Origin of the sequence: Bradyrhizobium sp. CB82 (genome assembly GCF_029714405.1) — a bacterium.
In the GTDB taxonomy this organism is placed as follows: Bacteria; Pseudomonadota; Alphaproteobacteria; order Rhizobiales; family Xanthobacteraceae; genus Bradyrhizobium.
Window position 1 is genome coordinate 6,264,791 of sequence record NZ_CP121650.1, and the last position, 21,181, is coordinate 6,285,971.

Sequence of the window (21,181 nt, forward strand, 5' to 3'; positions counted from 1 at the left end):
CGTCCGCTGAATATATGCCAGTGACTATGACCTAAGGGCGATTGCCGGTTTATCGCCCTGCGTGCTCTGAAAGCATGCGCCGCTGCCGCACCCACTTGGCAAATCGGTACTGCAACGCACGCTGATTTGGCGGCCGCGAACGGCGAAGGCTTAAACGCCCGCAACGCGCTCCCTATGGCTTTCTCCTTGTCAAATAGGTTTCGCAAGATCAGAATTCAGGAACCGGTGTGCATGAGTGCCGGCTCTGATAATTCGAATAATAAGGGGCTGAAGCCATGAACAGACATTCTATTACATATGCCACGTTGTTTGGCCTGGGCTGCACGCTCGCAGCATCAGGCCATGCGCAAGAAGTCAAGGAGCAGGATCAGTGGTCGCCTCCGCGCGAGGCGAAGATTTCTCCAGTCACTCAAGAGCAGCTCAATGCAGCAGACAAGAATGCAACGAACTTTCTGCTGACCAACGTCAATTACGCTCAGACGCGCTTTCACCCTGCAAAGCAGATCAACCGCGACAATGTGAAAAACCTGCGCGTCGCCTGGATCTTCCAGACGGAGGTCAAGGAATCCCTGGAAACGTCGCCCATTGTGATCGATGGCGTGATGTACGTGACAACATCGTTCAGCCATGTCTATGCGATCGACGCCAAGACGGGCGAACAGCTCTGGCACTATAATCACAAGATGGGGCCCGTAACGACCTACTGCTGCGGTCCCAATAATCGCGGTGTCCAGGTCCTCGGTGACAAGGTTTATCTCGCCACGCTGGACTCCAAGCTGGTGGCATTGAATGCAAGGACTGGCGATGTCGTCTGGAGCACCGATATCGCCGATCCCGAGCTCGGCTACAGCGAGACGATGGCTCCGACGGTCATCAAGGACAAGGTCTTGATCGGCACCAACGGCGGCGAGTACGGCATCCGCGGCTTTGTCAGGGCCTATGATGCGAAGACCGGCAAGCAGGTCTGGAATTTCGATACCATCCCGGAAAATACCGTCGGCGTCTGGGCAACCAAGGACGCCACGGGGCGGGACATGCATCGGGACATCCAGGCCGAAAAGGACCAGCTCGCCAAGATCGGTGACCCCTACCAGAAGCTGGGCGGCGGCGTCTGGCAAAATCCCGCTGTCGATCTCGCCACCAACCGGATCTACTTCGTGGTCGGCAATCCATCTCCCGACCTCGACGGCACGCCGCGCCCCGGCGACAACCTCTACACCGACTCGCTGGTATCGCTTGACCTGGATACCGGAAAATTGGCCTGCTACTTTCAGTACATTGCCCACGACGTCTGGGATCTCGATGCCGCGAGCCCGCCGGTTCTGGTGGATGTGAAGGACAAGAACGGCAGGACCATTCCGGGCGTGATCCATGCCGGCAAGACCGGTCACATCTATGTTCACGACCGGAAAGACTGCAGCATGATCCGGTTCTCCGAGGCGATGGTGCCGCAGGAGAACATGTGGACCTTGCCGACCAAGGAAGGCGCGCGCATGCTTCCAGGGGCAAATGGCGGCGTCGAATGGTCGCCGATTGCCACGGACCCCGGACAGGAGCTGGCCTACGCCATCAATCTGCATCAACCCATGCACTACCGGGTCGAGAACTCGCCCTATCCAAACGGCAAGCTCTGGCTTGGTGGCGCGTTCACCGCCATTCCGGGTGAGAGACAGTCGGGAAACATCACCGCCGTCAACTACAACACCGGCAAGATCAGATGGAAGGTGAACACGCCAGAGCCGATGATCGGCGGCATTCTCGCCACCGCGGGCGGTCTGGTCTTTGCTGGCGAAGGCAACGGTAAGTTCGCGGCCTACAACTCGTCCAACGGCAAGGAATTGTGGAGCTTCCGCGCCGGTGCGGGCGTCAATGCACCGCCGTCCAGCTATTCGGTGGGCGGCAAGCAATATATCGTGGTCGGCGCCGGGGGTAACACCCAGGTGAACTTCAGGCGCGGCAACAACATCATCGCCTTCACGCTCGAATGAGCGAACTTGCATCACGTGCGATCACTCAAGCGGGGCCGGTTGCGGCCCCGCTTCTGTTAATCTCGCCGGAATGAACTCCATGGTCGGCAATTTGAGCTGGGTGATTTCGGGCGGGATGATCCTCGGGGCATTGTTGATGGCAGCCCCCACCTTCGCACAAAGCATCGCGGAAAAGGTCGAGGTCTGCGCCGGCTGCCACGGCCAGGACGGCAAGCCGAGCGACAAGTCGATTCCCATCATCTGGGGACAGCAAGCCGGCTACATCTACATCCAGCTGCGCGACTTCAAACGCGGGGACCGCAAGAGCGAGATCAAGCAGCCGATCGTGTCGTCTCTCGATAAGCAGGACATGCTGGCGATCGCGCAGTATTTCGCGCAAAAGCCGTGGCCTGATCTGGGCCAGCCCCGCGCGCCGAAGCAGGTGGCCCAGCAGGCGCTCAGCGCCGAGCACTCGGTAGGCTGCACCGGCTGTCATCTCGATCGGTTTCAAGGCAGTGGCACCACACCGCGCCTGGCCGGACAGAGCAGGGAATACCTCGCCAAGACAATCGCGGATTTCCGCACCCGTGCGCGCGGCAACAATCCTGGCATGACCGATCTGATGCTCGCCACGCCTGTCGACGATCTTACGGCGCTCGCGCAATATCTCGCCGGTCTCTAAAGCGCGACGGTCTTAAAAGTTGAATCGTCATCGCGCTTTAACCTTACTGTGTCACTAAACCTCATGGTGAGGAGCGCGAAGCGCGTCTCGAACCATGAGGCCCGGCCTGTGGCCCACATCCTTCGAGACGCTTGCTTCGCAAGCTCCTCAGGATGAGGAGTGAGAGCGTTTATGACGCAGTAAGGTTGCTGCGGCCCCTCACCCGGATTGCTTCGCATTCCGACCTCTCCCCGCTGGGGAGAGGTGTCCCCATGCGACTGATCGTACTTTGCGACTGATCGTACTTAATGTCATCGCTCCTTTAGCTCTTTGTTTGCGCGCGATCTCCGCGCAAACGCGTTCCGCGTTTGTCGTGAGGGAAAACCGCCGTACACTTTTCCGGATCATGCGCCAGACCACAACGTGCCCGAGCTACGGCCCAGCCAGTCGATCACGCAGCAACGATAGTGAGGTGAGATCCGCGGCGCGTTTGCCCGCGTTGTCCATGAGCGAGGGATCAGCGCCTCGCGCGAGCAGGAGGCCGGCGATCTCAGCACGCCCACCTTCGGCGGCGATCATGAGAGCCGTCCGGCCGCGGGCATCGCGATCGTCGACGTGCGCGCCTGACTCCAGCAGATATCTCACAACCTCGACAGCCTCCGTCTCCGGAACTTTTTCATCCGGACCCGCAGCCCACATCAACAGCGTCAGACCATTCGGATAGCGGGCATTGATATCGATGTTTCGCGAAAGCAAACGCTTCACAATGTCGAGCCGGGCGCGGGCCGCCGCGTAGACGATTGGCGGTTTCCCGGTGTCGTCGGGCACGCCTTCGTCGGCCCCATTCGCGAGTAGCGTTTCGACGATTGCGTCACTGCCCGCATAGGCGGCGGCCGCGACCGGTGAAACGCCGCTGCGTCCGGTGAGCTTGACGTCGGCGCCCCGTTCAACAAGTCGCCGGGCGACCGCGACATGGCCGCGCTCGGCCGCGAAGTAGAGCGCCGTTGCGCCGGCGAGATTGCGCGCATCAATTGGAGCGCCACGCGCAAGCAAAAGATCGACCATCTCCAGATGCCCAGATCGCGCGGCGTGGCTGAGCGGGCGGGCTCCAAACCGGTCGCGCGCATCCACTGACGCGCCATGGTCCAGCAGCGCGGTCGCCAGCTCGGCACAATTCTCGTCCGCTGCTGAGAATAGAAGCAACGATACCTCCATTGCAGTGATCTGAGATTGCGCGGTTTGAAACCGACGGCCGATTTCTTGACACTTTTCCGAGTCGCCGGCCAGGGCGGCTGACGTAGCGCCAACCACGAGCATTGCAGCCGAGCCTAGAGCTCCAACGTGCCAGGACAAGAGACAACCCTCCCTCGCCATTTCATGCAAAATGACACAGCGCGCGGTTGATGCCAAGTCGCCCGGCCAAGTCACCCGGTCAAGTCACCCGGCCAAGTCGCCCGGCATCACCAAGGTCGACGCCAATGTACCAACCTGCCGAAGCGCGAACATCTGCTTCTGGCAGGTTTGAGACCTCCCCCGGGGTGAGCTGCAAATTCCGAGGCGATCGGCCTTGACGTCGAGCTTGAGCGGCAGCCATGCACGATCAGATTGATCAAAGCGCCGCAAGCACCGCTTTGGCGATGTCGGCGGTGCCGTTGCTGCCGCCAAACTCCATCGGCTTGATGCCGCTGGCATAGACCTGATCCACCGCGCGCTCGATTTGCTCACCCGCTTCGGCGGCGTTCTCCACCCCGTGCTTGTCGGCGAGCCAATCGAGCATCATCGCCGCCGACAGGATCATGCCGGTCGGATTGGCCTTGCCCTGCCCCATGATGTCGGGCGCGGTGCCGTGGCAGGGCTGGAACACAGCGTACTTATCGCCGATGTCGGCCGACGGCGCCATGCCGAGGCCGCCGATCAGGCTGGCGGTGATATCGGAGACGATGTCGCCGAACATGTTCTCCATCACCATCACGTCGAAATCCCAGGGCCGCTTGACCAGCATCGCCGAGCAGGCGTCGACATAGAGGCGCTCGGCCTTGACGTCCGGATGACGCTTGGCGGCTTCGTCGAAAATCCCGCGGAAGAAGGCAAAGGCCTTGAACACGTTCGCCTTGTCGACGCAGGTCAGCGCGCCCGGCCTGCCCCTCGCCCTGCGCCGCTCGGCAAGACGAAACGAGAACTCGAACAGGCGCTCGGACGTCTTGCGCGTGATCACCATCGTCTCGCGCGCATCCTCATGCGTGACGACGCCCTTGCCCATCGAGGCGAACAGGCCTTCGGTGGATTCGCGGATCACGACGAGATCGATGCCGCGCTGGTCAGCGCCGACGATCGGGCTCGGCACGCCCGGGATGAGTCGCGCCGGGCGCACGCCGGCATAGAGATCGAAGATGAAGCGAAGCTCGATCTGCGGCGCGATCTCCGTGTTGTCGGGATAGCGCACCGAAGGCAGGCCGCAGGCCCCGAGCAGGATCGCATCGGCCTCCTCGCACAGCCGAACCGTCGAGTCCGGCATCGACTTGCCGGTGGCGAGATAATTATCGGCGCCAGCCGGCGCCTCGGTGAAATGGAAGCTGAGCCCCGACTTCTCGCCGACCTTGCCCAGCACCTCCAGCGCCGGTTCCATGACTTCGGGACCGATGCCATCACCGGCGAGCACGGCAATGTGGAGGGCGTTATTTGCGGACATGGGGATTCCTGTGCGAAGAACGGGGCCACACTGTCATTGCAAGCGACGCGAAGCAACCCAGGCTGGAACCGCGGATGCGTTTCTGGATTGCTTTGCTTCCTCGCAATAACGGTGGAAATGGCGGGGCTACGGCGTCAGCACCGTGCGTCCAACCACTGCACCCTGCTGCAATTGCACGAGCGCGTCGTTGGCCTTGTGGAGCGGCAATGTCGTCACCGGAATCGGCGGCACTTTCTTGGACCGAACAAGGTCGAGCAACTCCTGCGTCTCGCGCAAATTGCCGACATAGCTGCCCTGGATCGTCACCGCCTTGATCGGGATCAGCGGCAGCGCCCAGGTGGCGCCGCCACCGAACAGGCCGACGATGACGAGCTTGCCGCCCTTGGTCAGGCAGTCAAAGCCGAGCTGGGTGGTCGCGGCGTTGCCGACGAGATCGATCACCGCGCGGATCGGGCCGCCTGCCTTCCTGGCGAGTTGCTCCAGCGCATCCGCCGCCTTGGGATCGACGGTCGCTAGCGCGCCGGCCTTCTCGGCCGCCTCGCGCTTCTTCGCATCGATATCGACCATGATCGCGCCTTTGCCGCCCATCGCCTTGAGCAGCGACAGCGCCATCAGGCCGAGGCCGCCGGCGCCGAACATCACGATCGGCGTGTCGAAATGCTGCTCGACTTTTTTCAGCGCGCTGTAGGTGGTCACGCCGGAGCAGGCGTAGGGCGCCGAGGTGGCGGGATCGAGTCCTCTGAGATTGAGCAAATAGCGCGGATGCGGCACCAGCATGTGATCGGAATAGCCGCCGTCGCAATAGACGCCGAGCGAGCGCGGCGTCAGGCACATGTTCTCGTCACCGGAAAGACACGTCGCGCATTTGCCGCAGCCGATCCAGGGATATACGAGGGTGATGTCGCCCTTCTTGAGGTCGCCCTGATCGGATGGTTTCACGTCCGGGCCGAACGCAAGAACCTCACCGACCGTCTCATGGCCCATCGTCAGGGGTAGCGCGATGCCGCGATCCCTCAGCGAGAGCGGCTTGCGGCCGTGACCGAGATCATAGCCGCCTTCCCAGATGTGCAGGTCGCTATGACAGACGCCGGCCGCCTTCACCCTGATCAGCACCTGCGTGCCCGAGGGCTGCGGCGTCGGCTCGTCGAATTCCTTCAGCGGCGCTTTGAAATCGGCGACCTTGAAGCTCTTCATGGCGTCTCTCCCGCTCAATTCTCGTTTTTCCGCGCTTGTTCTCAAGCGCAACCTTGCCACGTCCTGCGGTGCAAAACAAACGACGCTGTCGTAAGCTACGTCAGCGGATGATGGCAAGCCGCGAGCTGGCCGGGCGCGACCTCGCGCAGCTCAGACATCTCCGCCGCGCATCGCTGATCCGCGCGCGGACAGCAGGTGCGAAAGCGGCAACCGGACGGCGGCGCGATCGGCGATGGCGGCTCGCCCGTGGCGACTGGCCGCCGGAGAATTCATGCGGCAGGCGGCCGACCACGAGGTTGTCGACCTTCAACAGCGGCTCGTCAGACTTCGCGGCGACCTGCATCATGCGTCGAGCCCCTCGGCCATCTGGATCGGATGGAAGCAGGCGTAGAGATGTCCGGGCACTTCGGCGTCCGCCAGTTCCGGCTTCGCCTGATGGCAGAGGCCAGCGGCGTATAAGCCGCTCTCGTCCTCCACGTCAGGCAGCGCCTGACGATGCGCAAGCTGCGGGTCGCGCAACGCCTCGGCGACGGCGCGATAGGCCGAGGCCGGCATGCCCTCGGCACCGAGCGCGGCGAGACATTGCTCCGTCGCGATCTGCCGCGACCAGGCTTCGACACCATCCATCATGTCAGCCCAGTTGTCGCGTCGCACGCCATAGGCGCGGAAGCGCGCATCCGAAACCCTGTCCGGCCGGCCGATCAGCCGCATCAAGCCCTTCATCCTTGACCTTAATCCTTATCCTTGCCCTTCCCTGGAACCATGCGCGTTCTTGCTTGTTGATGCGCCGACCCTAGATGGCGGCCGCCTGGAAAGTCTTTACCCGAAGGGCAGCTTTCCAGGGCGGGCTTGGAATTCCGAGAGCAACTGGACCCGATCTTGCATAGCAGCAATCGGGCTCGGAAGAGGGCAGCTGTTCTTGAGGGTCTTGTTCGTCACGACAGAGATGGACGATTTTGTCCGCGTCGGCGGACTTGGTGCCGTTTCTGCGGCCCTCCCGAGAGCGCTCCGCCCCTTCGCCGATATCCGGATCATGCTGCCCGGCTATCGCGATATCATCGAACAACTCACGCATATTCAGATCGTTGGCCGCTGTCCGGCGTTCGCGGAGATGCCTGCATGCACGCTCGGCCGGGCCGCGACGCGCGACGGTCTGCCGGTCTATGTGCTGCTCTGCTCGCAGCTCTACGACCGCCCCGGCAACCCCTATGGCGACGAAACCGGGCGCGACTGGCCAGACAACGACGTCCGCTTTGCGCGTTTTGCGTCGGCAGCCGCTGAGCTTGCAACGGGCAAACTGGACAAGAATTGGGCAGCAGACCTGATCCATGCCAATGACTGGCAGGCCGCGCTCGTGCCGGCCTACCTCGCCTGGCGCGGCTCAAAGCTGCCATCGATACTGACCATCCATAACCTCGCCTATCAGGGCCTCTTCACGAAGGACGCGATGCGGCGGATCGGCGCGCCCGAGAGCGCCTTCCATATCGACGGCATTGAGTTCTACGACAAGCTGTCCTTCCTGAAGGCGGGCCTCGTTTACGCCTCGCACCTGACGACCGTGAGCGGGACGTACGCACGCGAAATCACCACGACCGAATTCGGCTGCGGCCTCGAGGGCCTGTTGCGCATCCGCTCCGAGGCAGCCGAACTCACCGGCATTTTGAACGGCATCGACGAGAGTTGGGACCCCCGCTCTTGCGCGCAGCTTGCACAGCAATTCGGCGCCGGCGACTGGGCCGGCAAGCGGGCGAATGCGGACTACGTCCGCAAGCAGTTCGGGCTCGCGGTGTCACGCGGGCCGATGTTCGGCATCGTCGCGCGTCTCGTGCACCAAAAGGGCATCGATCTCGTGCTGTCGGCCGCAGACGAGATCATCGATGCCGGCGGGCAGATCGTCGTCACCGGCTCCGGCGAGCCGGCGCTCGAGCGGGCGCTGATCGACGCCCATCGCAGGCGGCCCGACGCGATCGGCGTCGCCATAGGCTTCAACGATGCACAGGCGCGGCGCATCTTTGCCGGCAGCGATTTCACGCTGATGCCCTCACGCTTCGAGCCCTGCGGGCTCAGTCAGATGTATGCCCAGCGTTTCGGCTCGCTGCCGATCGGCCACCAGACCGGAGGCCTTGCGGAGACCATCACCGACGGCGAGACCGGCTTCCTGTTCTCACAGCCGTCCCACAAATCCTTCCTCGGCGGGGTTCGTCGGGCCTTTGCGACATTCATGGCCCAGGAGCGTCTCGACTCCATGCGCCGCACCGCCATGTCGCGGTCGTTCAGCTGGAATATCTCCGCGGCCTGTTACAGCGCGCTTTATCGGAAGATCGCGTCGGCATAGGGATTCATCTCGAGCGCTCGTCCATGTGCGGCCGGCCGATCCAGGCCCGATTGAGACATCGCGTCATCCAGTCGGGTTGCGGCTGGCCGCGCAATCGCGCCTGGGCCTCCTGATACGGACCGACATAGCGCAGGCGATGGGGCAAGCGGGGATAGACGCGTCGTATCCATCTCAGCGCGTTGTCCGCAGCCGTTTGGTCCTGTTTCTCAAGAGCGAGATCAAAGCCTACGCGCAATCGCTCCGGCAACAGCCTCGCCGTCAGCGCCCGATACCATCGCGGCGGCCGCAACCACGGACGTCCCCCGCTCATGATCTGCGTGGCGACCTCGCGCGCCGCCGGGCTGACGGAGAGCGTGTCCGACTGAGCCATCGCCTCGGTGTAGGCAGCAAAGGAGGCCCAGTCCGCCGGAAGGTCGGCCGGCGTCAGCCCGAACAAGGCGCCAAACAGCCGGCTCTCGGCCCAGTACTGCTCGCGTTCTTCGACCGAGAACGGCGGCAGAACCAGATCATGCACGATGAGAGCGGTATCGACCAGCGTCGCATGGACCCAGCGCAGCGCCGCAACGTCGTTGGCGCAATAGAGCGAGCCTGCCGCGAAGGGACCGACGGGTTCGGGCATGCGGCCGACAATCATCGTATGACGCCGGTGGAGTTGTCGGGCCGAAGCGAGCGCCCTGTCGAGCGAGCCGAACACCATGGCAAATACGATGTCGAAAGTGCGATGGAATCGACCGATCGGATCAGCAAAGGTTCGAGAGTGTTCGGCGATGGCGGCGGCGACCCAGGGGTGGGCGAGCTGGAGCAGTAAGGCGCGGCCGGCGCCCAGAAAGATGACGGCTTCCCGATCGATCCTCCAGGTCAGAGACTCCGGACCGAATATGCCTTCGACACGTCCATCGGCTTCAGCCCTGACGAGATCAAGTGTCGTTTCCAGATCCTTCGCGGAGACCAATTGCAAACCTTTCGACAGCGCGGCTACCGCAAGATAGACCAACCCTGCGGTACCGCGAAGTCGCCACGTCACAACGTCGGTTGCAATGATGGGTTACTCCGCCGCAATCGGCATCTCCTCCATGTGCTCGTGCAGCACCACGCCCGAGAGCGGGTCGAACTCGCCGATCCATGGCGCGCGCGCCAGCACCGATCGCGTATGGAGATAGCCTGCCTTCCAGCGCCGCATGATGCCGGATGGGCTGAAGTCGATGGTGTGGGTCTCGCGGTCGAGCTGCGGCGCAAGCAGCCGCACCACATGCATCCGCGTGGGACAGCCATAGCTCGTCAGCTCTCGCACCGCAGGATCGTTGCGCGCGCTTTCGGGCAGCCGCGCGGCGAGCTGGTTGATGACGTGGCGCAGGCGGTGCGCCTGTTGCTGCCGCGCAATGTGGCTTGCGATCCGGCTGGAATATTGCACGTCCTTGTGACGGTTCAGCACCTCCGCCATCGTGGTCGGCTCCGCGCCGACCGGATTCCACAGATGCACTGCGAAGATCAGCGAATTCTTGCGCGGATTGTCATCGAACACGGCCTCGGTCGGCGTGTTCGACAGGATGCCGCCGTCCCAGTAGAGCTCGCCGTCGATACGCACGGCCGGAAAGGCCGGCGGCAATGCGCCCGAGGCGATGACGTGTTTCACCGTCAGATCGCCGTCGCGGCTATCGAAATAGTGCATCTGGCTGGTGCGGACGTGCGCGGCACCGACCGTAAGGCGCGGCGTGCAGCGGTTGACCAGGTTGAAGTCGACGAGCTCGGTGAGCGTCCTTTCCAGCGGCGCGGTCGAGTAGAAGCCGGCATGATCCGCGCCGAGCGGGAAGGAATCGCCGGCATGCGCCAGAGGATTGGGCCGGAAGAAACCGGGAATGCCGTTGGTGACCGTCGACCAATAAGCCAGCTTCTCGTTGAAGCCGGGAAAAGCCGTGCGCAGGTTCCAGACCGGATTCTGCTCCATCCGCCTCCAGAATTCCTCCAGCCGCGACAGCCGGTCCTGCGGCGCGTTGCCGGCAATCAGGCTGGCGTTGATCGCCCCGATCGAGGTGCCGATGATCCAGTCCGGCTCGATTCCAGCCTCGTGCAGCGCCGCCGCCGCCTTGCAATACCAGCACGATCTGGCCGGGTAAGGCCTTCTTGCTCTGCGTGTTGTCTCGCATGCCGTTCATGTCTCTCTCCCTTGAGACCTTGCGCCGGTCTAGTCTTCGCACCTCGCGGTACATCGTTACGCCCCGGCCATCGATGCGCGGTCGAGCCGCGGTCAAACCCTGAGGGATCGCCGGCAAGAACGGAAATGCCCGCTGGCTTCCGAAACCATGCCCGGGCGCTATCGCGCCCGGGATGTCATTCCCGGCCCCGATCGGCTAGACTTGGCCTCGATCTTGCCGGGAGCGATCCATGGAGATGCACCAAGTCCGCTATTTCCTCGCGGTGGCCCAAACGTTGAACTTCACGCGCGCGGCCGAGGAGTGCAACGTGACGCAGCCCTCGCTGACCCGCGCCATCAAGCAGCTCGAAGCCGAGCTCGGCGGCGATCTGTTCCGGCGCGAACGACCGGCGGCGCAATTGACCGAGCTCGGCCAGCGCATGCATCCGCTGCTCAAGCAGTGCTACGAGGCCGCGGCCGGCGCGCGCTCGCTCGCCTCATCCTTCAAGAGCGGCGAGATCGGCGCGTTGCGCATCGCGCTGACGCATTCGGTCGATCTCGCGCTGCTCATCCCGCATCTCAACCAGATCAAGCGGCAGTTCAACCGGCTCGAATTCCGCTTCCTGCGCGGCTCGAGCCGCGAGGTCGGCGAATTCCTGAAAAAAGGAGAGGCCGAGCTCGGCATCGCCGCCGAGATTGACGAAGCCTGGGAGCGGCTCGACGTCTGGCCGCTGTTCACTGAGAATTTCGAGCTCGTGATCGGCAAAGGTCACCCGCTCGCCGAGCGCAGCACGATCGAATTCGACGATTTGCGCTCCGAGCAGCTGCTCAGCCGGAGCTATTGCGAGCACTCAACGCGCATCGCGGCGAGCCTGCGCGAACACGGCGTCGACGTCGATCACAGCCACGAGATTTCGAGCGAGCGCGACCTGATCGAGCTGGTCGAGGCCGATATCGGCGTCGCCATGATGCCCCACACCTCGCCGGTGCCTGATGGCCTGAAGCGGGCGACTGTCGCCGGGCTCGATGCCCGCCGCACCGTCAATCTCTACGGTGTCGCCGGCCGTCAGCGCACGGCAGTCGCCTCCGCGGTGATGCGCATGCTGCGCGGCGCCGACTGGCGGGAGATCGCGGGGTAGCAGCCGTTTCGCTCCTCTTCCCCTTGTGGGAGAAGGCGGCGCGAAGCGCCGGATGAGGGGTTGCTTCCGCGAGTTCGCATCGAAAGTGTCATACGCGGAGAGTGCCCCCGCACCCATTTCGCCGCTACGCGGCGATCCACCCTCTCCCACAAGGGGAGAGGGTAAGAACATACGGCGCTCGCAGTGGAAGTCTTGAAATTCAGCGCTCCCTACTCGCACGCTCCAGCGCCACGAGCAGATCGTCGATCTCCATGCGCCTGCGGAAGTCGGGATCGACGAAGCGCGCCTTGACGATGCCATCGCGACCGACGACGAAGACCGCGGGGATCGGCAGGATCCAGCCGCCGTTGCCATGGAATCTGGCCATGTCCTGGTAGGAGAGAAGCCCCTGGATCTCGGTGCCGAGCCAGATCGCCAGATTGAGCGACAGCGCATAGCCGTTGTCGAGATCGGTGAGCACCGGGAACAAAGCACCCGACTCGGCCTTGAACGTCTCCGAAAATTCCTGCGTCTCCGGCATGATCGCGACGACCTGGGCGCCCATCGCCGTGATGCGATCATGCGCCTCGGTCACCGCATGCACGTTCAGCCGGCAGTACGGGCACCAATGGCCGCGGAAGAACATCACGGCGGCCGGGCCGCGTTCCAGCAGCGAAGGCAGCGTGATCAGCTTGCCGTTCTCGTCAGGCAGCATGAAGGGCGGCATCGCCTCACCCGGCCGCGGTGCGTTTTCTCCGCCACCGTTTTCGGCGAGCCGCGCCACCAGGCGATCAACCGCCGCGCCATAGGCCGGAAAGATCTCGCGGCCTGCGTTGGCATAAGCCCGCAGTTGCTCGTTCAGCGTGCCCTCCATGTCGCGGCAGCGCTGGAAGGCGAGCCCGAGCCGCTCGGCATCGGCTGCTGAAAGGGACGTCATGTTCCGCTCCGGCGTTTGAAGTCGGATACTAGGTTCGTCGCGGGGCCACCTGCAAGAGGCGCTGGACCGGCTCACATCGAACGCCGGACCGCGCTCGAGCGGAAATGCCGATCCCCAATCGCTTCGATAGCCGCCGCCTATCGATAGCGTGGAGCTATCGCGTCCAGAGCGAGACGGCATTTCATCAGACATGTGGCTTCGAGGAAGGTGATGCCAGCCGGCCAACAACCAGGCCACGGCCAACAGAGGAGACTCTCCATGTTCACGCATCTCACCTCGTCGCGCACCGTCTGGCTGGGCCTTGCGCTCGCGGGCGCACTCGTGATCTCGGCCCAGCCGGTGTTCGCCGGCGAATGTCCGGCCGACAAGATCAAGCCGCGTGCGCGCCAGATGGTCGACACCAAGCCGGTCGGTGTCACTGACGTCACGCTCGGCTCGATCGACCTCGAAAAGCAGCCCGCCCATATCGAAGGCCGCGAGTTGCGCTTCCGCAAGCTGACCATCGAGCCCGGCGGCATCGTACCCTGGCACAGCCATGACGACCGCCCGGCCCTGATTTTCGTCCAGCAGGGCGAGATCGTCGAATACGCCTCCAACTGCGTCGACCCGATCGTGCATAAGGCCGGCGATCTCCGCCCCGAGGTCTACGGCACCTCGCACTGGTGGAAGAACCTCGGCAAGGAGACCGTCATCCTCTATGTCGGCGATGTCCGCAGGGACCCGAAAGACCACAACATGTGACGAGCACCCCGTCGTTCCGGGGGCGGCTCGTAGGGCCGACCCCGGAATGACGACCCGCCCCAGTTCAGGAGACATCGTGTCATGACCGATCTGTCCGCACGCATGAAGCCGCTTGCAATGGAGATGAGCCGGCATTCGCCCGGCGCTGTGCTGCGCTCCATCATCATCGGTTTGACCGCCTTCCTCACAGTGGTCGACCTGTTCGCCACCCAGGCGATCCTCCCCTCACTGACGCGACACTACGGCGTGACGCCGGCGGCCATGGGCTTTGCGGTGAATGCCAGCACTTTCGGCATGGCAACCGCCAGCCTCGTTGTCGGCTTCCTCAGCCCGCGCATCGATCGACGGCGTGGCATCCTGTTGAGCCTGACCTTGCTCGCCATCCCCACCAGCTTGCTCGCGTGGGCGCCCAACCTCGCGATCTTCACAGGCCTGCGCATCATCCAGGGCCTTTGCATGGCCTCCGCTTTCACGCTCACGCTCGCCTATCTCGGCGAACAGTGTAGCGCGATGGACGCTGGAGGCGCGTTCGCCGCCTACATTACCGGTAATGTCGCAAGCAACCTGATTGGCCGGCTGGTTTCTGCGGCGGTCGCCGATGGCTTTGGCCTGGCCTGGAATTTTTATTTCTTCGCTGCGCTGAACCTTACAGGCGCGGCGCTGGTCTATTTCACCATCCAGCGCGTCCCGCCGATGCCAGCCATGACGCTGACAGATTCCCCGCTTGCGGCCATGATCTCGCATTGGCGCAACCGGCGGCTGCGCGCGGCCTATGGAATCGGATTCTGCATCCTGTTCGCCTTCATCGGCACATTCACTTTCGTCAACTTCGTGCTGGTGCGGCCGCCGCTGTCGCTCGGCATGATGGACCTCGGCTTCGTCTACCTGGTCTTCCTGCCCTCGGTCATCACCACCCTGATCGCCGACCGCGCCGTCGCGCGCATCGGAACACGGCCGACCATCTGGACGGCGCTCGGCATTGCCGCGCTCGGCCTGCCTCTGATGTTGACCACGCACCTGGCCAACGTATTGGCCGGGATGGTGCTGACGGGAGTCGGCACCTTCTTCGCCCAGGCGGCCGTGACCGGCTTCGTCGGACAGCTCGCGCTCAAAAACGATGTCTAGCGCTTCACCTGCGCCAGGTCAGGCTGCGTCTCCTGCGGCGGATCGTCATCGGCGATCGCGCGCCAGGCCGCGCCGTCGAGGTCGTCATACTGGCCGCTCTTGAGCGACCAGAGGAAAGCGGCGAGCCCTATAAGCCCGAGCCCCAGCGCCAGAGGGACGAGGATGATCAGGACTTCCATGATGTGATCCCCCGCGAGGCGCTGCGCGCGCGCAGCGCGTTCAGCATGACCAGGATCGACGATCCGCTCATCGCGGCCGCCGCGATCAACGGCGTGACGACGCCGCTGATGGCGATCGGCACTGCCAGGATGTTGTAGCCGATCGCGAGCCAGAGATTCTGCCGCATCAGGTGCAACGCCTTGCGTGCATGATCGACGGCGGTGACGACCGGCGCCAGCGGCTTGCCGAGGAAGACGAGGTCGGCGGTCGCCTGGCTGAGATGCGCTGCCGAAATCGGCGACATCGAGGCGTGGGCCGCCGCAAGCGCGGGCGCATCGTTCATGCCGTCGCCGACCATCAGGACGCGCGTGCCGCGCCGCTTCAGCTCTTCGATCCGTGCGATCTTGTCGGCCGGCGTCACACCGGCGCGCCACTCGGGAATGCCGAGCGCATCAGCCGCCGACCTGACCGCGGGCTCGCGGTCGCCGGAGAGGATCTCGAGGCCGACATTGCGCGCCTGCAGCGCCGCGATCACCGTGACCGCATCGGGACGCAGAGCCTGCCGCACCGCGAAGACGTACTTGTCCGCTCCCCTGCTGAAGGCCACGATGGAGGCTTCCGGATCGAGAGCGATGCCGCTCTGCACGAGCCCCTCGGCGCCGCAGAAGGACGGCCGGCCAAGGCGAATCTCGACGCCGTCGCTGTTTGCGCGCACGCCCTGCCCGGCCTCCTCGACCGCGCCGACGATCGGCGATTTGGCACGGGCGGACCGCGCCACCGCGGCGGCCACCGGATGATGGCTCGACAGCGCGAGCTGCCCGGCGAGCGCCAGGACGTCGGCAGGGATCGCTGCCGCATTGACCACATCGAGATCGGGCAGCGTCAGCGTGCCGGTCTTGTCGAAGATGATGTGATCGGCTTCCGCCAGCCGCTCGATCGCATCGCCGGCATTGAGCAGCACGCCGGATCTGAACATTGCGCCCGAGGCTACCGTCTGCACCGTCGGAATCGCAAGCCCGAGCGCGCAGGGACAGGTGATGATCAGCACGGCGACGCCAGTGACGATCGCATCGTGCCAGCTTGCGCCGGCCAGCACCCAGCCGAGGATGGTGAGGAGCGCGGTGGCATGCACCACCGGCGCATAAAGGCGCGAGGCGCGGTCGGCGAGCCGCCGATAGCGCGAGCGCGCCTCGAGCGCGTTGTCGAGCAGGCGCGTGATCTCCGCGAGCAGCGTCGCTTCCGACGCGGCCGAGACCCGCACCCGCAACGTGCCGGAGATGTTCATCGCGCCGGCGTAGACCGGCGTGCCCCTGTCGGCCGTGACATAAAGCGTCTCACCCGTGATCAGGCTCTGGTCGATCTCCGAACGGCCCTCGATCACGGTGCCGTCAACCGCGCAGCGTTCCCCGGGCCGCAGCAGCACGATGTCGCCCGGGTTGATCGCAGCGACCGGCACCTGCGAGATCTCATCGGGCCCTATGAACTTCGCCGCCGTCTCGGCCTTCAGCGCCGCCAGATTGCCGACGACCGCACGCGTTCGACGGCGCATGTTCTGGTCGAGGAAGCGGCCGACCAGGAGAAAGGTCAGCAACATGATTGCGGCGTCGAAATAGGCGTGCTCGGCGTGGTGGATGGTCTCGACCACGGACATTCCGAGCGCGAGGATCACCCCGATCGAGATCGGGACGTCCATGTTGGTGGTCTTCGCCGCGAGCGCGCGCCAGGCCGAGCGGAAGAACGGCTGGCCGGCATAGGCCGCGGCCGGCAGCGCGATCAGCGCCGACAGCCAGTGGAAGAAATCGCGCTGCTCGGGCAGCATGTCGCTGACATTGCCGGACCAGACCGGGATCGACAGCATCATCACGTTCATGGTGGCGAAGGCCGCAACGCCGAGACATCGGAGCAGGAAGCGCGATTCCGCGACCTCGGTCGCCTCCGCGCTCGCGGTCTCGTAAGGATAGGCCTTGTAGCCGAGCTCTTCGAGCCGATCGATGAAGCGCGCGGGATCGAGCGTACCCTCCTTCCACTCCAGCGCGACGCGGCGGTCCGTGAGATTCACCCGCGCCAGCGTCACGTCGGGAATGGCGGAGAGACCGCGCTCGATCTTTGCCATGCAGCCGGCGCAGTGCACGCCCTCGACGGCGAGATCGATGTGCTGGAAGCCCTCACCCGCAGCACGAACATAATGGGAGAAATCGCGCGAGACGTGCATGACGAATTCCTTCAGTTCAGGATCACGCGATTGCGCGACGTGAACATGCGCTCGCCGCGCGCATCGCCCTCGAGCACGAGATCCCACTGGCCCGGTACGACCGCCGCCGCGCTGCCGCCATAGACGCCGATGCCGATCTCGGCGAGTTCGACGGAAAGATCGGCACGCTTGTCGGTCGGCCGCTCCAGCCGCCCTGAGAATGTGAGGCCAGTCACCGGCCGGCCGGCGGCATCGCGAGCCTCGACCCGTACCGTCGCGCCGCCATCGGCGCTGCGCTTGATCTTCGCGTCGACCTGCCATTTCCGTGCCGCCTGACCCCGCGCCGCAGCGATCTCCTTCTCGTAGGTGAGACCGGCGGCATAGGGACTGTCGACGTCGGTGCCCGGAAGCGTCGCGATCGCAAGCTTCATCATGGTGACGTTGACGCCGATCACGACGCCGAAAAACGCGACCAGGATGACGAAGACCGTGGTGCCGGTCAGTGGCTTCGATACGGCGGATGCCATGGCAAACTCCAAACGATGCTCTTTAGGGCGCGACGAAATTGTCGGTGGCGGTTGCGACCTCGCCGAGCCCGATATCGGTGACGTGGAAATGGACCGGGATCGATTTCTCCGGATTTTGCTCGGCCGGCGCCGTCACGAGCAGCCGCAATTCCGCGGTCTGGTCGCGACCGATCACGATCATCGGCCGGTCCGGCGTCACGGAATCGACGCCGACGACATGGACCGTCGCATTCACGGGCCCGTCGACATCGATCGCGATGACGCGGTCAAAGCCGCGCTTGTTGAGCAGCCGCACGGTGTAGGCGTTGCGGATCGAACCGTCGCTGAGCTTGACGGCGATCGGGTTGCGATCATGCAGCACGTTCACGTCGAGCAGGCTGCGGGTCAGGAGCGCGTAGAGCATGATGCCGCCGACGGCCACGATCATGGCGCTGTAGATCACGGTGCGGGGCCGCACGATGCGATAGATCGGCGGCTTGCCCTCCTGGCGGCGCTGGATGTTGATGTCGTTGTCATAGGCGATCAGACGGGTTGGCCGGCCAATCTTCTTCATCACGGTGTCGCAGGCGTCGATGCACAGGCCGCACTGGATGCATTCGAGCTGCGGTCCGTTGCGGATGTCGATGCCGGTCGGGCAGACTGCGACGCACTGGTAGCAGTCGACGCAGTCGCCGACCTGCTCGCCGAGCGCACGCAGCTCGGCGGCCTTCTTGACCGACGTGCGCTTCTCGCCGCGGTCATAGCGGTAGGTGACGTTGAGCGCCCACTCGTCGGTGAGCGCGGCCTGGATGCGCGGCCACGGGCACATATAGGTGCAGACCTGCTCGCGCATGTAGCCGGCGAGCAGATAGGTCGTCGCGGTGAGGATGCCGATCCAGATATAGGCGATCATCGGCCCCTGGAAGGTGACGAGTTCCTTCACCAGCGTCGGCGCATCGTTGAAGTAGAGCACCCAGGCGCCTCCGGTCCACCAGGCGATCAGGAGCCAGATCGAATGCTTGAGCACGATCTCCGAGATGCGCTCGAGCTTCATCGGATCGGCCGAGGCATCCTTCTTCATGCGCTCGCGCCGATCGCCCTCGATCAGGCGCTCGACGGCGTAGAACAGGTCGGTCCAGACGGTCTGCGGACAGAGATAGCCGCACCAGATGCGGCCGCCGATGGAATTCATCAGGAACAGCGCAACCGCGGCGACGATGAGAAGGCCGGTGAAATAGTAGACCTCCTGCGGCCACAGCTCGATGAAGAAGAAATAGAAGCGGCTGTTGGGGAGATCGATCAGCACCGCCTGGTTAGGAGCGCCAAGGCCGCGATTCCAGCGCACGAAGGGCAGCAGGTAATAGACGCCGAGGCAGAATGCCATCAGCCCCCATTTGATCCGGCGGAAGCTGCCTGAGACGCTCTGGGGGTATACCTTCTTGCGGGACGCATAGAGCGGTCCGTAATCGCCTTCCGGTTGGAGCTCGTTCGGGTTCACAGCCTTGTTCATCGCGGGTCCGTTTGCGGGTACGATCGAACCTAGATCGAACTCCGACCGTGCAGTTGATCCAGCTCAAAGGGGGCGGTTTCCCCGTCCCCTTCGATTGCAAGAGCGGCCTTCCGCTTACTTGCCGCCGCCAAGCGAGTGGACGTAGACCGCCATCGCCTTGAGGGTGGCGGGATCGAGCCGTCCGTCCCACGCCGGCATGACACCCGAGCGGCCCTGGCTGATGGTCTCGATCAACGTCGCCTCGTCCGAGCCATAGAGCCAGATCTTGTCGGTCAGGTTCGGCGCGCCGAGCTCGGCATTGCCCTTGCCGCCGTCGCCATGGCAGGCGACGCAATTCTCAGTGAAGATCTTTTCACCCTTGGCCGCGTCATAGCCCTGCCGGGTCGGCAGGCCCGAGAGCGAGCGGACGTAGTTGGCGACCGTGACGATCTCGTCGGGCTTGAGCACGCCATCCTTGCCGAAGGCGAGCATCTGGCCCTCATGGGTCTTGGCGTGACCGGACCGCGCGCCATACTGGATAGTCTGCATGATCTGGTCGAGCGTGCCGCCCCACAGCCAGTCGTCGTCATTGAGGTTCGGGAAGCCCTTTGCGCCGGCGGCGCCGCTGCCGTGGCACGGCGCGCAATTGTCGCCAAACACGGTCCTGCCCTTGGCCCGCGCCAGGGCGAGCAGCGCCGGATCCTTTTCGATCTCGGCGAGCGAGGCCTTGGCCAGCGCCGCCATCTTCTCACCCCGGACGGCCTCGAGATTGGCAAGCTCCACCGCGAGGCTTGCGCGCGTCGAATAGCCGAACAGGCCGGTGGTATTGGTCGAGATCAGCGGCCACGCCGGATAGACGATCCAGTAGCCGATCGCCCAGATGATGGTGAGATAGAAGGTTATCAACCACCAGCGCGGCAGCGGCGTGTTGAGCTCCTTGATGCCGTCCCACTCATGTCCGGTCGTGGACTTCCCGGAGACGTGGTCGATTTCACCGTGGTCGGTCATGATCCCTTACTCCTCGCGCAACGGCAGTCGCGCCGCTTCGTCGAAAGCGGCCTTGTTGCGCGGCCAGAATGCGTAGGCGACGATCGCGAGGAAGATCGCGACGAAGGCCGGCGTCCAGATCGTCGTCACGAGATCGGACGCAAGGTTATGGACTGTCAGAATTGCTTTCATCGTTCATGCCTTCTCAGCGGAGATTGGCTTTCTCGTTGTAGAGCTTGAAGTCGACGAGCGTGCCGAGCATCTGCAAATAGGCGACCAGCGCGTCCATCTCGGTCGGGGTGCCCGGCTTGCCGTCGAAGTTGCGCACAACCGCCTTGGCGTAGCGCTTGGTGAAGGCATCGCTGCCTGCATTGTCCGGATCGGCTTGCGCCTTCAGGTCATCGGCCGCGTTGGCGATCTGGTCGTCGCTGTAGGGCACGCCGACGGCCTTGAGCGTGCGCATGTGATCGGCAATCGTGGCGGGATCGACCTCATTCTCGGCCAGGAACGGATAGCCCGGCATCACCGATTGCGGCACGATGGCCCGCGGGTCGGTCAAATGGGTCACGTGCCAGTCGTCGGAATATTTGGCGCCGACGCGGGCAAGATCGGGACCGGTGCGCTTGGAGCCCCACTGGAACGGGTGGTCGTACATGCTCTCGGCGGCGAGCGAGAAGTGACCGTAGCGCTCGACCTCGTCGCGCAAGGGTCGGATCATCTGCGAGTGGCAGAGATAGCAGCCCTCGCGGACGTAGATGTTGCGGCCGGCGAGCTCGAGCGGCGTATAGGGCCGCACGCCGTCGACGACCTCGATCGTGCTCTTGAGGTAGAAGAGCGGCGCGATCTCGACGAGACCGCCGATCGAGATCACCAGCAGGATGCCGACGACCAGGATGATCGAGTTCTTCTCGAAGATTTGGTGGCGAGTCCAGAAAGACATTGTCGAACTCC

Annotated in this window: 19 protein-coding genes and 2 pseudogenes; 6 read left to right on the forward strand and 15 right to left on the reverse strand. The window is 64.0% G+C overall.

Features of this window, described 5'->3' with window-relative positions; all coding sequences use genetic code 11:
- Nucleotides 1-275 precede the first annotated feature (275 nt).
- Together QA640_RS30435 and QA640_RS30440 are read left to right on the forward strand one after the other, a co-directional pair.
- The gene (locus tag QA640_RS30435) at nt 276-1,988 is read left to right on the forward strand and encodes a PQQ-binding-like beta-propeller repeat protein (protein WP_283036547.1); all 1,713 of its coding nucleotides are present in this window, start codon (nt 276-278) and stop codon (nt 1,986-1,988) included.
- A 79-nt stretch (nt 1,989-2,067) separates the two neighbouring features.
- The gene (locus tag QA640_RS30440) at nt 2,068-2,649 is read left to right on the forward strand and encodes a cytochrome c4 (protein WP_283036548.1); all 582 of its coding nucleotides are present in this window, start codon (nt 2,068-2,070) and stop codon (nt 2,647-2,649) included.
- Between the two features lie 411 nt (nt 2,650-3,060).
- Here the strand turns inward: QA640_RS30440 and QA640_RS30445 are convergent, their stop codons facing one another.
- The 5 genes and pseudogenes from QA640_RS30445 to QA640_RS30465 form a co-directional block, all read right to left on the reverse strand.
- A complete protein-coding gene (locus QA640_RS30445) occupies nt 3,061-3,831 on the reverse strand; it encodes an ankyrin repeat domain-containing protein (protein WP_283036549.1) in 771 nt (256 codons plus the stop codon).
- Between the two features lie 406 nt (nt 3,832-4,237).
- The gene (locus tag QA640_RS30450) at nt 4,238-5,317 is read right to left on the reverse strand and encodes an isocitrate/isopropylmalate dehydrogenase family protein (RefSeq protein ID WP_283036550.1); all 1,080 of its coding nucleotides are present in this window, start codon (nt 5,315-5,317) and stop codon (nt 4,238-4,240) included.
- Between the two features lie 126 nt (nt 5,318-5,443).
- Entirely contained in the window at nt 5,444-6,511 is a 1,068-nt protein-coding gene (locus tag QA640_RS30455; protein WP_283036551.1) for an alcohol dehydrogenase, read from the reverse strand.
- Nucleotides 6,512-6,606: 95 nt separating this feature from the next.
- On the reverse strand, nt 6,607-6,780 hold the full coding sequence (locus tag QA640_RS30460; protein ID WP_349253754.1) for an oligopeptide/dipeptide ABC transporter ATP-binding protein: 174 nt from the start codon (nt 6,778-6,780) through the stop codon (nt 6,607-6,609).
- Nucleotides 6,781-6,853: 73 nt separating this feature from the next.
- A pseudogene (locus QA640_RS30465) lies at nt 6,854-7,231 on the reverse strand (CoA transferase); the annotation flags it as partial.
- A gap of 199 nt (nt 7,232-7,430) precedes the next feature.
- On the opposite strand from QA640_RS30465, the gene glgA reads away from it, so the two are divergent.
- The gene (glgA, locus tag QA640_RS30470; RefSeq protein WP_283036552.1) at nt 7,431-8,846 is read left to right on the forward strand and encodes a glycogen synthase GlgA; all 1,416 of its coding nucleotides are present in this window, start codon (nt 7,431-7,433) and stop codon (nt 8,844-8,846) included.
- A 4-nt stretch (nt 8,847-8,850) separates the two neighbouring features.
- Here the strand turns inward: glgA and QA640_RS30475 are convergent, their stop codons facing one another.
- Complete coding sequence (locus QA640_RS30475) at nt 8,851-9,798, reverse strand: oxygenase MpaB family protein (RefSeq protein WP_283042933.1); 948 nt, start codon at nt 9,796-9,798, stop codon at nt 8,851-8,853.
- A gap of 93 nt (nt 9,799-9,891) precedes the next feature.
- Nucleotides 9,892-10,999, reverse strand: a pseudogene (locus QA640_RS30480) (patatin-like phospholipase family protein).
- 229 nt (nt 11,000-11,228) lie between these two features.
- Between QA640_RS30480 and QA640_RS30485 the strand changes: the two are divergent.
- Entirely contained in the window at nt 11,229-12,116 is an 888-nt protein-coding gene (locus QA640_RS30485; RefSeq protein WP_283036553.1) for a LysR family transcriptional regulator, read from the forward strand.
- A gap of 199 nt (nt 12,117-12,315) precedes the next feature.
- On the opposite strand, the gene QA640_RS30490 is transcribed toward QA640_RS30485, so the two are convergent.
- Entirely contained in the window at nt 12,316-13,032 is a 717-nt protein-coding gene (locus tag QA640_RS30490) for a peroxiredoxin-like family protein (RefSeq protein WP_283036554.1), read from the reverse strand.
- Between the two features lie 258 nt (nt 13,033-13,290).
- Here QA640_RS30490 and QA640_RS30495 point away from each other — a divergent pair, with 258 nt between their 5' ends.
- Together QA640_RS30495 and QA640_RS30500 are read left to right on the forward strand one after the other, a co-directional pair.
- The gene (locus QA640_RS30495) at nt 13,291-13,773 is read left to right on the forward strand and encodes a cupin domain-containing protein (RefSeq protein ID WP_283036555.1); all 483 of its coding nucleotides are present in this window, start codon (nt 13,291-13,293) and stop codon (nt 13,771-13,773) included.
- A gap of 81 nt (nt 13,774-13,854) precedes the next feature.
- A complete protein-coding gene (locus QA640_RS30500) occupies nt 13,855-14,898 on the forward strand; it encodes an MFS transporter (protein ID WP_283036556.1) in 1,044 nt (347 codons plus the stop codon).
- Here the strand turns inward: QA640_RS30500 and ccoS are convergent.
- The 7 genes from ccoS to ccoO all read right to left on the reverse strand — a co-directional run bounded on the left by ccoS (nt 14,895) and on the right by ccoO (nt 21,170).
- Nucleotides 14,895-15,077 (reverse strand): cbb3-type cytochrome oxidase assembly protein CcoS, encoded by a 183-nt coding sequence (gene ccoS, locus QA640_RS30505; RefSeq protein ID WP_283036557.1) that lies wholly within the window; start codon nt 15,075-15,077, stop codon nt 14,895-14,897. The two genes, QA640_RS30500 and ccoS, sit on opposite strands and share 4 nt — an antisense overlap.
- Entirely contained in the window at nt 15,065-17,269 is a 2,205-nt protein-coding gene (locus QA640_RS30510) for a cation-translocating P-type ATPase (protein ID WP_283036558.1), read from the reverse strand. The genes ccoS and QA640_RS30510 overlap by 13 nt, the downstream gene beginning before the upstream one ends.
- An 11-nt stretch (nt 17,270-17,280) precedes the next feature.
- Nucleotides 17,281-17,775, reverse strand: coding sequence for a FixH family protein (locus QA640_RS30515; RefSeq protein ID WP_283036559.1), 495 nt, complete (start codon nt 17,773-17,775; stop codon nt 17,281-17,283).
- A gap of 22 nt (nt 17,776-17,797) precedes the next feature.
- The gene (gene ccoG, locus QA640_RS30520) at nt 17,798-19,264 is read right to left on the reverse strand and encodes a cytochrome c oxidase accessory protein CcoG (protein WP_283036560.1); all 1,467 of its coding nucleotides are present in this window, start codon (nt 19,262-19,264) and stop codon (nt 17,798-17,800) included.
- Between the two features lie 114 nt (nt 19,265-19,378).
- A complete protein-coding gene (gene ccoP, locus QA640_RS30525) occupies nt 19,379-20,251 on the reverse strand; it encodes a cytochrome-c oxidase, cbb3-type subunit III (protein WP_283036561.1) in 873 nt (290 codons plus the stop codon).
- 6 nt (nt 20,252-20,257) lie between these two features.
- Complete coding sequence (locus tag QA640_RS30530; protein ID WP_283036562.1) at nt 20,258-20,422, reverse strand: cbb3-type cytochrome c oxidase subunit 3; 165 nt, start codon at nt 20,420-20,422, stop codon at nt 20,258-20,260.
- A 13-nt stretch (nt 20,423-20,435) separates the two neighbouring features.
- Nucleotides 20,436-21,170 carry a cytochrome-c oxidase, cbb3-type subunit II gene (gene ccoO / locus QA640_RS30535; protein WP_283036563.1) on the reverse strand — a complete coding sequence of 245 codons (735 nt, stop codon included), beginning with the start codon at nt 21,168-21,170 and terminating at the stop codon, nt 20,436-20,438.
- Between the last annotated feature and the right edge of the window lie 11 nt (nt 21,171-21,181).

Coding starts and splice junctions, on each gene's coding strand:
- QA640_RS30435 (WP_283036547.1), top strand. CDS start 276: ATGAACAGACATTCTATTACATATGCCACGTTGTTTGGCCTGGGCTGC.
- QA640_RS30440 (WP_283036548.1), top strand. CDS start 2,068: ATGGTCGGCAATTTGAGCTGGGTGATTTCGGGCGGGATGATCCTCGGG.
- QA640_RS30450 (WP_283036550.1), bottom strand. CDS start 5,317: ATGTCCGCAAATAACGCCCTCCACATTGCCGTGCTCGCCGGTGATGGC.
- QA640_RS30455 (WP_283036551.1), bottom strand. CDS start 6,511: ATGAAGAGCTTCAAGGTCGCCGATTTCAAAGCGCCGCTGAAGGAATTC.
- QA640_RS30485 (WP_283036553.1), top strand. CDS start 11,229: ATGGAGATGCACCAAGTCCGCTATTTCCTCGCGGTGGCCCAAACGTTG.
- QA640_RS30490 (WP_283036554.1), bottom strand. CDS start 13,032: ATGACGTCCCTTTCAGCAGCCGATGCCGAGCGGCTCGGGCTCGCCTTC.
- QA640_RS30495 (WP_283036555.1), top strand. CDS start 13,291: ATGTTCACGCATCTCACCTCGTCGCGCACCGTCTGGCTGGGCCTTGCG.
- QA640_RS30500 (WP_283036556.1), top strand. CDS start 13,855: ATGACCGATCTGTCCGCACGCATGAAGCCGCTTGCAATGGAGATGAGC.
- ccoS (WP_283036557.1), bottom strand. CDS start 15,077: ATGGAAGTCCTGATCATCCTCGTCCCTCTGGCGCTGGGGCTCGGGCTT.
- QA640_RS30510 (WP_283036558.1), bottom strand. CDS start 17,269: ATGCACGTCTCGCGCGATTTCTCCCATTATGTTCGTGCTGCGGGTGAG.
- QA640_RS30515 (WP_283036559.1), bottom strand. CDS start 17,775: ATGGCATCCGCCGTATCGAAGCCACTGACCGGCACCACGGTCTTCGTC.
- ccoG (WP_283036560.1), bottom strand. CDS start 19,264: ATGAACAAGGCTGTGAACCCGAACGAGCTCCAACCGGAAGGCGATTAC.
- ccoP (WP_283036561.1), bottom strand. CDS start 20,251: ATGACCGACCACGGTGAAATCGACCACGTCTCCGGGAAGTCCACGACC.
- QA640_RS30530 (WP_283036562.1), bottom strand. CDS start 20,422: ATGAAAGCAATTCTGACAGTCCATAACCTTGCGTCCGATCTCGTGACG.
- ccoO (WP_283036563.1), bottom strand. CDS start 21,170: ATGTCTTTCTGGACTCGCCACCAAATCTTCGAGAAGAACTCGATCATC.